We start from the raw sequence: 12977 nt of genomic DNA on the forward strand, positions 1-12977 counted from the left end.
ATATTACCTATGCTGATGATCCAGTGCTCACATACGGTGCTTCGATACTCTTTTTAGCCTTATCAACTTTGGCAGCTATCGGAAAATCATCACCAAAGCTTTTTCTCAGGGTCTTACTGGCTTCATGCGTGTCTGGCTCATCGACAGCTGATTGTAAATTATCTCTCAGTGCTTCAAAACGCTCTTTAATGGTAGCCATATCTTCATCACTAACAGACTTTAGTAAGTCACTACTGGGTGTTATAGGGAGATTAATGCTGAGACGACCAAAGTAATCAAAATTACTAAGGATAGTTTTAATTAAATCCAGTAGAACCTCTCCATCATTTTGGGTATCTACATCTGGTTCTAACCAATGATATGCTGCTATAGTCAGTCCAATGCTATGGATACCAACACATTTATGGTTACGCCATCTCTTTAAGTAGCGTACGCATCTACGAAACTGTTTACGTTGATCAGACCCGTTATTTTCATAGGTATCATTACCTTTGTATAAGCCATTAATTATTAAATTGATACCTTCAGGATCCGCTGATTGCCAAACTCGCTTATCTTCAGCTAACCCTTTTCTACCTTTAGCTAGGTAGTATGTATCATCGTATGCGTTGCTAGACTTAGCATAGATTGGCAAATCAACATGATAATCTGGTTTGCCATTTTTCATGTATGTCACTGTCACACATGAACGACTCACTTCTACTGTCCGGTTATTGTGTTTTATACAATCTGCGACTAACTCTTTTAATTCGATCGGTTTATAGTCTTCTTTATGGCAGTCAAGAAGCACGCCAACATCAATATCATAATCACCGTCTCTTACAGGTTGAATACCTGTATTTAAAGCATAGCTTCCTTGATTGAAGCTTCTTTCATACTGAGGATAACCATCGTCTTTTCTTTCTGCCAATTTACTCTTAAGCTTATCGATGATTGTGTTGCGTTTTTCACGTAAAAAGCCGTTCTCTTCGTAAGTGCCTAATTTAATAGCATCATGAAACTCTAAGAACTGTTTCTGCAAATCTGCCATATTACACCTCTCAATAATTGTTAAGTTTTAATAGTTATAGAATATATCAAGTCTCCACAAACATTGATAGATACAAAGCATAAGAGACGACAGTATGTGTCGTAAGGAATAGGACTGATTGCAAAATACTGACTACTGGATTAAATCAAATAGAGTCCACCCAATATCTGACATGACTCTAGCTCTAGACATAGAAATCTAGAAAAAACTGCCCTTACTATGAGAGATAAGTTTCTTTAATCTAACTTCATTGGCATTTGCCAGCGATTGCAACTTCAACGGAGAACATTATGACGACTAACATTAAAAAAATTTCAGACACTACGATTGATCTACTCGACAAGGTAAGCACTTCCACCTCACGTGCAGGCTCTACCATAGAGCGTGCAGGTAAAATGTATGCTAAAGGTGTGCCCAAGAAAGTTATAGCAGTCCAACTTACGGAAAACAGCAAAAGTAGTAACGAGTATACTGAAACTCATGTAGATGCCTGTATTATGTTATATACAGATGCGCAAACCAAGGTAGGCATTACAAAATCTCAAGCAACTGCTTTGATTGAAGACCAAACTCGTGACAATCTGCCATCAAAATTACAACAAAATGGCCTTAACTGTAATTTGAATAATTAAAGGAGAAATACTATGAATATTGCTATCAAATGTGCATTGATTGAAGCAGGAATAATGAAGCTAGAAGCTGAAGAACCTGATATTAAAGAGTTAAAAACACTTATGACTAGTTGTGAAAAGCTCCAACAGCGTACAGTCAAAGGTTCAAGGATTTTATCAAACAAAGGGAGTCACTATCTTGTTGAGTCCATTTATCACTCTGGCTTAACCAAAGCACAAAAGGAAGAAATATATACTTCTGAATATGAAATTGGCAATCCAAACCCTATCAAAAATTTGGATATAGAAGACCTCTACAGCTACCTCGAAGATGAATATGGAGGATCAGCTGAAGATTTAGTTAAAAATATTAAGCGTAATGTTTCAGAACTTATAGGCATACCGTTTGAAACCTTTCTTAAAGCAGATAAAAGCTTAGCATATAAGATAATTACGTTGTTTTATAGGGTTTGCAGACAATTTAGCAATCAGTTTTTTAACTTCCTTAATGTAGATAAGCAAAGCAAAATGCAGTTCGAATTTAGGGCGTCTTTCCCTTACCGTGAAGCAAAAGGTAAAGGCTATGAGAATACCGCTTTATTAGCAGAACTTTTAGGGCACCTAACTTTTTCTATGCCAAAAGAGTACTTAGAGCAAGCTAGGTTAATTGAAAAAAATCTACCAGCTATTGCTGATCTAATCTCTACGCATACACGAGACTATGTTGAATGTATTAACAACGCTGTCGGGCATTATGAGGACAGTGGACAAATGGCTAACTTGAATAAGATAGTTGATAGCAACTTAGAGAGTGCTTTTCATTATATTTTCGAAAGTGTCGACAATCAATTAACGCAACGTTTAGACTTTTTACTCTATAACTTGATCTCACTGAAAGAGTATATAGCACGCAAATCGTCAAACGAATTACTAGCTAAGCTAGTTTGTGAAACTCCTTTAAAGTTGCAATCGTTTCAAGATGGGAAATGCAAGACTTGGGAGGATAAGCACGTTATTCCTTACTTACTAGGCTATGATAAATCAGTTAGCGAAACAGTCGATAAACAAACGGACTTTATTGAAAAATATATTCTAGCGAGAAAGATGAACGGAACAACTGCTCTCCCGGCTCAGAATAAGCAGATACTAAAGGCAGTAATCATTCATGATAGCGCTATAGGCAATATCAAAATAGAATCATTTGTGTTCGGAGGCAAAAATATACCGTCCTCTATAACTGCTATTCTTAAAAAAGGTTCTACAGATCTTGACAAATCAAAGACTAATGACACTGTTTTCTCATTTGAAAACTACCCAGAATCAATTTTACTATATTGGGTAATGCGTTATGAGCTTGCATTAAGGGTAGTTATGTCTAAAGACAAGAAAAAAGCTATATATTTATACCAACGGATCGCAAGTTGGGAAACTCGTATTGATGAAACATTAGTTAACTATGTAAAGAATGCAAACCTAAATACTTATAATGAGCTATTAACATTACCTAAAAAATTACAAGTATTTTTATCTAATACTATTGAACCACTTTCATGATAAATAACTATAGTTTTGAATGTTTTGTTTTCCATACCTACTTAAAACGCATGTAGCTTCCTTAAGTTACATGCGATAGATAACCCGTCTCTAATCAAAGCAGCCCTGAAAAATATCCAACAATAGCTTAAAGTCGCTCTGCCAGAGCAAATGCCTAAGATATCGCATTACAGGTCGATATCTGGTGAGAGCAAGCGTGTTATATGATAAATTACCACTCAGAATATTAAGCACTAAACATGCCTTTCGTGGCTAAAAATAAAGAAGGAAGTGAGGCGATATGCCTATATTGAACTGGTTAAATAAAGAGCAAGCGTTGACTACAGCGCGTGACTGTCCGTATCGTTTGGTGGAGCTAGTGCCAGAATTATCGTATGGCGAGTCAGATACTGACAATATGCTCATCCAAGGCGATAACCTCGATGCATTGAAGTCACTCATTCCTACGCATTCAGGAAAGGTGAAGTGCATCTTTATTGACCCACCTTACAATACCAAAAGTGCCTTTGAACACTATGACGATAATTTAGAGCATAGCAAGTGGCTATCGATGATTTATCCACGCTTGGAACTTTTGCAGCAACTATTATCTGAAGATGGTTCAATCTGGATTACACTTGATGATAATGAAGCCCATTATTTCAAAGTTATTTGTGACGAGATTTTTGGAAGAGCAAACTTTATAGGAAATATAATATGGCAAAAAAGAACCTCGCCAGCTAATGACGCTATATATTTCAGTAAAGATCATGACAATATTATTGTATATGCAAAAAATAAAACTATATGGCGCCCTTATAGGTTGCCATTGAATGAAGCTCAAGCTAAAAATTATAAAAATCCAGATAATGATGAGCGTGGATTATGGAATTCAGCAGCTTACACTTGTGCGAAGAGTTCAACAGAGCGACCTAATCTTTACTATCCTATTATCCAGCCGAATACAGGCGAGGAGATTTGGCCAAAAAAAACTCGAGTTTGGGCTTATGGACAAGAAACTCACGAAAAACATTGCGAAAATAATATGATTTACTGGGGTAAAGACGGACTATCAAAGTCACCTCGGATTAAAAAGTTTATTGAAGACGCAAAACCAGTTGTACCTAGATCTATCTGGATGAATTCAGAGGTAGGTCATAATCAAGAAGCCAGAAAAGAAGCGCTTAATTTATTTTCAGATACACCATTTTCCACACCTAAACCTGAAAGTTTGATGCAGCGCATCCTTCAAGTAGCTACACAGCCAAAAGACCTTATCCTAGACTCGTTTCTTGGTTCTGGCACTACGGTTGCAGTAGCTCATAAAATGAACCGCCGTTATATCGGTATTGAACTTGATGAAAATGCAGTCACTCATTGCCAGCCAAGGCTAAAAAAAGTAGTCGATGGTGAGCAAGGTGGCATTTCAGAAGACGTTAACTGGACAGGAGGTAGTGGCTTCAAATTCTACCGTTTAGGTGAAGTCATATTTAATGAAAACGGTTCTTTAAGAGAAGGTATCAGCTTTGATTCGCTTGCGGCGCACATTTGGTATGGCGATACTCGACAAGCGCTACAGCAGTCAGCCAGGTCACCGTTACTCGGTGTGCATAATGGCGTGGCTTATTACTTACTTTATAACGGTATTTTAGGTGATAAACGTCCTAATGGTGGCAACGTACTCACGTCAAAAGTGCTGTCAATACTGCCACCTCATCCTGAAGACCCAAATAATGGTAAAAAAGTCATCTATGGTGAGACGAGCCGAATGGGAGACGCCCGTCTCAAGAGTGAAAATATTATATTTAAGCAAATACCATACGATGTGAAAGGAAGATAAGCAATGTTTGAACTAAAGAGCTATCAACAAGGTGCGCTTGATGCGCTTACGAGTTTTTTTCAGCGTTGCCGTATGGATGGTGACATCGACACAGCATTTCAGCAAACACTACAGGACAATAATTTTGTAGAAACTCCTTACCGTGCTTACTCTTTTGATGATACGCCTTATGTCTGTATTCGTATTCCGACAGGTGGCGGCAAGACTGTACTAGGTGCTTATGCGGTATCTACAGCTGCGACTCATTATCTATCGCAAGATTTCCCGATTGTATTATGGCTAGTACCGACTACTACCATTCAGCAGCAGACCGTTTCAGCGCTCAAGAGCAATCCAGACTATACCGACCATTTAAACTGCGCATTTGCCAATCAAGTCAGTGTCTACGATATTGCTGATGTCAATCAAATTCGTGCGCAAGATATTGGCAACAAAACAATTATAGTTGTCTCTACGATTGCCAATTTACGAGTAGCTAAGACGTCTGATCGCAAGGTCTATCAGTATCATGAAGACTTTGAACCGCATTTTGCCAAATTAAGTCGTCAGCATCCCTTTTATGACAAGCTTGAAACCGTCAGCGAAGATGACGTCTCTGAAAATGGTTTGACCGTCAATGATATTGGTAAGATAAAGTACTCTTTTGCCAACCTATTGGCGCTGTACAATCCTCTAGTCATCGTTGATGAAGCCCATAATGCTAGGACGTCATTAACCTTTGACACCCTAAAGCGCGTGCATCCTGCGGCTATTATCGAGTTTACTGCCACTCCTAATACCTCAACGACCAATGGTAGTAATATCTTATATCATGTCTCAGCGGCACAACTAAAAGCCGAAGAGATGATCAAGCTACCTATCATTTTGACCGAACATATTAATGGCTGGGAAGAAGCGGTACGTGATGCGGTATTAACACGCGATAGGTTAGCGCTCAAAGCACAACAAGATATCGACTATATACGTCCTATCGTACTACTACAGGCAGAGAATAAGAACGGCAAGGTAACGGTTGAAGTACTCAAAAAGTGTCTGATTGAAGATCATAATATTACTGAGGATAAAATTGCAGTAGCTACAGGCACACAGCGAGAGCTAGATGGTATCGATCTTTTTGACTCTAACTGTCCTATCGAGTACATCATTACCATAGAAGCTTTGAAAGAAGGCTGGGATTGCTCATTTGCCTACGTATTCTGTTCAGTCAAACAGGTTTCTTCTAGTAAAGATGCTGAGCAGCTATTGGGGCGTGTATTGCGGATGCCTTATGCAAAGCGCCGTGTGATAGAAGACCTAAATAGGGCTTATGCACATTTGGCAACCACAAGTTTGGCACAAGCGGCAAAGGAGCTAACAGATAAACTTATCTCAATGGGCTTTGAAGAGATGGAGGTAGCCACGTTCCTTCGACAGCAAGATGCCAATCAAGGTGATTTATTTGGTCAGGTAGATAAAGATGACGCTGTAAACTCGAAACCTAAGTTGACACCACCTTCTCTGATGGTTGAGGTGCAGGATACGATAGATACTACCGAGTTATCAGAAGAAGAACGCAGTAGCATTAAAATATCTGAGGTAGATGGTCGCCAAGTAGTTACGGTTACGGGTAAAGTCTCAGAGACGTTGAAAAAAGCCATTACCAAAGTGGCCGTTGAAGATAAAAAAGAGATTGAGACTTCAGTTGATAGGCATAACCTCAGTGTACATGCAGCTTTGTCACCAGCAGAGAACGGAGTGAAGTTTGCCCCGCTACCAAGATTGTGTGTCATGGTTCAGGGTGATCTTGAACTGGTTGAGAAAGAAGTATTCTTGGATGTATCAGGTTGGAATCTACTAGATTACCCAGCCAAGCTCGACTACCAGCCTACTGAAGAGACGACAAGTTTCCTAGTCGATGTAGAAGGCAAAAAAGTTAAATATAACCTTGCTCATAAGTCACAAACCTTAAATCTAAATCTGGCTCATACTGAAGTAACCCAAGATGAGCTTATAGGCTGGCTAGACCATGAATGTCGTCAAAGCGATGTCACTCAGCGTGAAATGACGAGTTTCTTAACTAAGGTAATCAACCAATTATTGCAAATACCGTCACTGACACTCACTACTCTCATACGTAATAAGTATCCACTTGCTCGTTCTATACAAGAGCTAGTATCTGCATATAGACAGCAAGCAATGACTAAAGGGTATCAGCAAACTTTATTCGCAAGCGATGCTGACGTGCTTACGACTTACAATTTTAGTTACGAATTCAAAGCAGATAATTATCCAACGCGACCACCTTACTATTCAGGTAGTTATGCGTTTGACAAACATTATTATCCGCAAATCGAAGACATGAAATCTTCAGGTGAAGAGTTCGACTGTGCTCAGACTATTGATTTACTACCTCAAGTGAAGCATTGGGTGAGAAACCTAGTTAGACGTGGAGAAGCGTCGTTTAGCCTGCCACTGGCGCATACCAACTTTTATCCTGATTTTATCGTTGAATTGCAGGACGGTCGTATCTTGGTGGTGGAGTATAAAGGCAAGCCTTACGAAACCAATGATGATTCAGCAGAGAAACGCATGGTAGGCGAACTTTGGGCAAGTCACAGCCAGGGTCAATGCTTATTCTTAATGGCGGTCAGAAAAGATGATAAAGGTCAAGACGTGCGGCAGCAGATACTTAATGTTGTTGGATGAAGTAGCTAACCTATGTATAGTTTGCTAACGGGCTTAGATAAGCTGCCTGATCCTGAATATCTAGCTGGCTATAATATTGAGGTTCAGGTAGCAAGCTTTCGTTCTGTGTTGGATGAGCTTGAGGGTTAGTTGCTTAGTCCTCATTAATAAAGTTAATGTAAAAAAGACGCCTATATATTTATAGGCGTCTTTTTTATTTTTTTTAGATATAAAATTGATTATTTACAGAACTTAGCGAACAAGCCATTAACTACTGGACGAGGAATAGTTCCATCAGCCATAGCGTCTTTTAGACTTTTGTAATCTACATCACTCACTATATTTGAGCTTACTGGGCTTGAACAAGAAATTCTCACGACACCTCTAAAATCACTTGTTTTTCCATCTGCAGTTAGAGCAATTAATAAATCATCTGGTTTTTTATAATTTGGACCAGTATAACCTTCTATAGTCATCGGATATGCTCGCCACGTCGTTGTATATACTCCTCCATCTTGGCTCTCGTATACTTCAATACCATTCGAGAAGCCAGGAGCTGCTATAGAAACAGTAGAAATAAGAGATGAAAATATTAAAACAGCTATAGATAGTAAAAAAGGTGATTTCATAATCACTCCAATAGTAGAGTTAATGTTACGCAATTATTGCTTAGTAAATATAGCACAACAATTATGTATTTTTATAATGAACTAGAAATAAACGACAGTATGTGTCGGATAAGTCTTTTTGCGCTTCTCATCCTGAAGTTGTTAAGGTAATATTGGTAAACATAACTTTACTAAAGTGTTTAGCTTCCTTGTAAGGCAGGACATTTAAATAATTTATTCAATTTAATTACACTTAATATCAACAATTGATAAAGAGCAAGGATGCTAAAGACTATGAATGCAAACACTCTGAACGATGTATTTTATAGTTCAAATAATAAAGAAGAATTAGTTCATAATCTTATCAAATTGACTACTGACATTAATTCACCTTTGTCAAAAATTTTTGCTGCGTCATTAAATAAAACTTCAGCGCTGCTACCTTTCTTTATTTCTATCAACGAGTACTTGTTTACCTTGAACAGTAAAACTGTTTCTCAGTCTTTTTACAATATTCTCAAGGACTATATTACTCTAGATGTTTTAGATATCTACTTTGACTATCAGCTCATAGACGCTGATAAAGATGACAACTTTTTTATTAACCTAGCTGAAGGAAGTAATAATTTTAATGAACCTAGAATTGTGTCTACATCTTTTAGTACTGTACAGAAAACTTCTGAAAGTGGACAACTAAATTTATTTGATGATGTTATACGTCCGTTTAATCTTCTAGCCGATGGAGTCGCCAAGCACTTTAACGAAGATAATGGACTTGATGAAGAGACTAGAGCATCAGAAGTAGAGAGCAAAAATGAGCTGTTGAATGAACTTATAGTTATCAATATACCAGCAGATGAAAAGCAATCCGAAAACAGTAAAAACACTTTTAATTTATCTGAAGGTATTAAAAATATTATAGATATCGAAAGTATTGACGAAGTTAGTGGATTCGAGAATATTGAAGACCTTGAAAGCTATGATGATTTTATCCCATCCGAGACTGATGAGGATGAAATCAATTTTGACGAGGAAGATTATTCAGCCTTAGATGATTATGTTTACGATTTTGAAGATGAGGAATTAGATAACTTTGTTGATTTAGGTATTGAAGATAATACCGTTTCAAGAGAAAAAAGAGCTCAACAGAAAGCAGTTGAATTCATAATGTTGTCTGAATGGAGTTCTAAAAAATATTTAGGACTAATTAGCGATATTTTTTATCGCTATGGTTGGAGCGCTACCAAAACTGCGTTAGAGCGCTTATTGGAGTTTGATTTATCTCCTACAGAGCTTGAGCTACTATTTGAGATAAAGATATTTTGGGAAGAAAATGATCATTATTGGATAGCATTTGAAAGAGGTCGCAGTAGCTATAGTTACAGTCAACATGTTATGTCTTGGAATAGTGCCCTCAAAATAGTCAGAGCATTTGACAGCTACCCATGCATTGAAGAAATCGTAGATGTTATTGACCGACTCTATGAGGTTTGGATGTCTAAAAAAATACTACAAAGAAAGTATTGGCGATTTATTGGCTTTGTCTGGTTATGGGCATTTGAAATTAAGGGGTTTTTACCTGCAAGTGACAGCTATGTATTCGAAAATAATGATTTTACTCCTGAGGCTTGGCAAGACAATGCTGACTTATTCGAGGTTCAGCTAATCTGTGACAAGGAGCGTTTAGGTCTACCTGCTCCCCAAGTAGGTGATCCTTACTGGTATTGGACAGAAAGGCGCATTCAATTGTCAAATCAAGAGCTCAATGCAGAAACAACCAAAGAGTGAATAGTAAATATGTTGAATAATAGTTTAATACCCGTAGCTGGCTGCCTAGTCAAACATACTCATAATAAAAATCGATTTGGCACTGTAATTAGCTCCAACATTGATGAATTAAATATTCGTTGGTTGAGTGAAACTAATTCTATCACTAAGTGCGTGGCAACTGATGTGAGTTCAGGACTTATAGCTGGTATGGTGGTCATTGATAAGACTCCGGATGTAGGTCATCAATCACTCGGGCAAGGTTTGATAGTGCAACAAAGAGTGCTTGCAGGGTTTGAGCAGTTTTTGGTGGACTTTAAGGACAGTGAAAGAAAAATATGGATGCCTTATCAACATTTGGTATGGATTAAAGAATCTAAAGATAGATACATTAGAGGAGATATTAGTAAATCAAATTTAGAAGCAGAGCGGTTAAGACTTAGAACTTTGGCAAATGCTATCGAACTTTGGAATGAGAACTCAGGAGCCCTGTCTCATCTTGATATAGACCCTCTACCACACCAAATTAACCTAGTTCATCACATATTAGCTTCAGGAAATCTAAATTGGCTAATTGCAGATGATGTAGGACTTGGAAAAACTATTGAGACAGGGATGCTCATACATGCTTTGAAACAAAGAAATTTGGCTAAAAGAGTTCTTTTAGTTACTCCTGCTGGATTGGTTAAACAGTGGCAAGAAGAGATGTATGATAAGTTCAATTTAGAAGAGTTTGAAATATATGATGAAGACTTTAAAGTAGATGAAGTTCGCAAGTGGAAGCTACATGATTATGTCATTGGATCCATAGACAAGCTTAAAAATGATAATCATATTGATCTCTTATTGGCAGCTGAGCCATGGGATTTAATTATTTTTGATGAAGGGCATCGGCTAAGTCGCAAGCAGTATGGTATGCAAATAAAATCATCCGAACGCTTTATTTTAGCCAATAAACTCCGAAATAGAACAAAGTCACTGATATTGCTTAGTGCCACTCCTCATCAAGGCGAACAGGATAAATTTGTTGCTTTATTAGAGCTATTAAGGCCAGAAAGAAGAGACCAATTAGCAACTTTGAATTTTAATCCAGAGATTATGCGAGATATGGTTTTCAGAAATCATAAAGCAGATGTTACAGATCATGAAGGCAATTTTATTTTTAAAGGTAAAACCGTTCATGCCATCAATGTCCCTGCAAGTAAAAAGTTTACTGATTTTGAGCTGCAGCTAGCAGAGTATTTCAAGTTAGGCTACTCTGCGAGTACTGAGGGAGCTAATCCACAGGCAAGAGCTATTGGGTTTGTCATGACCACCTATAGAAAGCTTGCAGCGTCCAGTATTCAAGCCATTCACCAGGCTCTACTAAAACGTGTCGCTAAGATAGAAGTTAGACGAGATGAGCTGCATAATAATTATAACTTAGTAGCTGATGGTGATGAGCGATTTGTAGGTGAAAATGAAGAATACCAGCTTTCTCAAACTTCTAACCGTGAATTCTTTGACGGTGAGCTTGTTCTGCTTAAAAATTTAATAAGTGCCAGTTCAGCGTTACTTATCGATGACCAAAAATTTGCATATTTTAAAAATGAAGTTGTTGATAAAATTTTATCTGACAACCCTTCTAATAAAATTCTCATTTTCAGTGAGTATCGTAATACTCAGGAGTTCTTACGGAGTCATTTAGAAAAATATTTTGGTGAAGACTCGGTTAGTCTTATCAATGGTTCAATGAGTCATGACGAGAGAAGAAAAGCTATTGAGCATTTTGAGACGAAGGGAGTTTTTCTGATTTCAACAGAAGCAGGTGGCGAAGGCATTAACTTACAACGTGCTTGTAATATCATGATAAATTACGATTTACCATGGAATCCTATGAGATTAGTACAGAGAATAGGACGTTTATATCGCTATGGTCAGAAAAATCGAGTGGCTATATTCAACCTATACCAACCTGATAGCTTAGATCAAAAGCTTATCATTTCAATGTATAATAGGATTGATCAAATTGTTGACGACTTATCTTCTCTACAAAATAATGAGTATAACGAAGGTCTTAAAGATGAAATTCTTGGTGAAATATCCAATCAGATTGATGTTGAAAATGTTTTGTCTGAACTTAATCAGGTAGGTATAACTCGTACTCATAAACGTATTCAAGATGCACTTGATAATGCCAAAAATGCTGTAGAGAAGCAAAGAGAGCTTTTGGATTATGCAGCTAGTAGCAATGTAGACGAGTTAAAATATGAGGTAGTTATTGATTCTAGTCATATTCATAATTTTGTAATAGGTATGTTAGAAATTATGAAAATTGAACATACCCATCATCCTGAAATAAATACTATCCGTATTCGATTTGATGAAGAACTGCAAAATAAATTTAGAATTTTGCTTGGTAAAGCATCAATTATCGAGGTGACAACAGATAGGACGATTGCTAATGATCGTAATGCAACGCACCTGCTTGATTTATCATCTCTTATTATGCAGTATTTCATCAAACAGGCAACGAGCTACAGTTTCGGTGGACTTTCAGCTTTAATTAATACTAATACAACCGATAAATTTACTGAAATCACTACTTCAATCTTAAAGTGGCAAGACCTTCAAGGTTATATTATTAAAAAACAATTATGTATTTGCTATCGCTCACCAGAACGATTAGTTGTCAATCCAGACAATGCTTTGGATGTTTTTCTCATCAAATCAAATCCTATCGATAATGCAATGGTTTTACCAAATAAGGATTATTGTAAAAACTCTGTAACGGAAATTGATAAGACTTTATCAGATTTTATGGCATCGAATTCCAATAGGTATTTACAGCCTTCAGATATAAGATGGATAAGTGTTGCTACGACCTAACAATCATCGGTCAATGATTGTTGGGTTATATATGAAGGAACTAAATTAAGAAGACT

8 protein-coding genes are annotated in these 12977 nt (G+C 37.3%); 6 read left to right on the forward strand and 2 right to left on the reverse strand.

The genetic code is table 11. From position 1 onward, the window contains the following. Positions 1-7 precede the first annotated feature (7 nt). Positions 8-1030: a nucleotidyltransferase gene (locus I6E83_RS03485; RefSeq protein ID WP_197099993.1), complete on the reverse strand. Its 1023-nt coding sequence runs from the start codon at positions 1028-1030 to the stop codon at positions 8-10. Between the two features lie 290 nt (positions 1031-1320). Here I6E83_RS03485 and I6E83_RS03490 point away from each other — a divergent pair, with 290 nt between their 5' ends. The 4 genes from I6E83_RS03490 (at position 1321) to I6E83_RS03505 (ending at position 7699) form a co-directional block, all read left to right on the forward strand. Further along, positions 1321-1662 carry a hypothetical protein gene (locus tag I6E83_RS03490; RefSeq protein WP_197099994.1) on the forward strand — a complete coding sequence of 114 codons (342 nt, stop codon included), beginning with the start codon at positions 1321-1323 and terminating at the stop codon, positions 1660-1662. 12 nt (positions 1663-1674) lie between these two features. After that, positions 1675-3195, forward strand: a complete 1521-nt coding sequence (locus I6E83_RS03495) for a hypothetical protein (RefSeq protein WP_197099995.1) — start codon at positions 1675-1677, stop codon at positions 3193-3195. A 280-nt stretch (positions 3196-3475) separates the two neighbouring features. After that, positions 3476-5014: a site-specific DNA-methyltransferase gene (locus tag I6E83_RS03500; protein WP_197099996.1), complete on the forward strand. Its 1539-nt coding sequence runs from the start codon at positions 3476-3478 to the stop codon at positions 5012-5014. A gap of 3 nt (positions 5015-5017) precedes the next feature. Then, positions 5018-7699, forward strand: a complete 2682-nt coding sequence (locus tag I6E83_RS03505) for a DEAD/DEAH box helicase (RefSeq protein WP_197099997.1) — start codon at positions 5018-5020, stop codon at positions 7697-7699. Positions 7700-7917: 218 nt separating this feature from the next. Here the strand turns inward: I6E83_RS03505 and I6E83_RS03510 are convergent, their stop codons facing one another. Then, positions 7918-8307, reverse strand: a complete 390-nt coding sequence (locus I6E83_RS03510; protein WP_197099998.1) for a hypothetical protein — start codon at positions 8305-8307, stop codon at positions 7918-7920. Between the two features lie 273 nt (positions 8308-8580). Here I6E83_RS03510 and I6E83_RS03515 point away from each other — a divergent pair, with 273 nt between their 5' ends. Both I6E83_RS03515 and I6E83_RS03520 read left to right on the forward strand, forming a co-directional pair. Continuing rightward, positions 8581-10074 carry a hypothetical protein gene (locus I6E83_RS03515; protein ID WP_197099999.1) on the forward strand — a complete coding sequence of 498 codons (1494 nt, stop codon included), beginning with the start codon at positions 8581-8583 and terminating at the stop codon, positions 10072-10074. A gap of 9 nt (positions 10075-10083) precedes the next feature. Beyond that, on the forward strand, positions 10084-12921 hold the full coding sequence (locus I6E83_RS03520; protein WP_227680797.1) for a DEAD/DEAH box helicase: 2838 nt from the start codon (positions 10084-10086) through the stop codon (positions 12919-12921). Positions 12922-12977: the final 56 nt, after the last annotated feature.

This window comes from Psychrobacter sp. SZ93C1, from assembly GCF_015864635.1.
Lineage (GTDB): Bacteria > Pseudomonadota > Gammaproteobacteria > Pseudomonadales > Moraxellaceae > Psychrobacter > Psychrobacter fozii.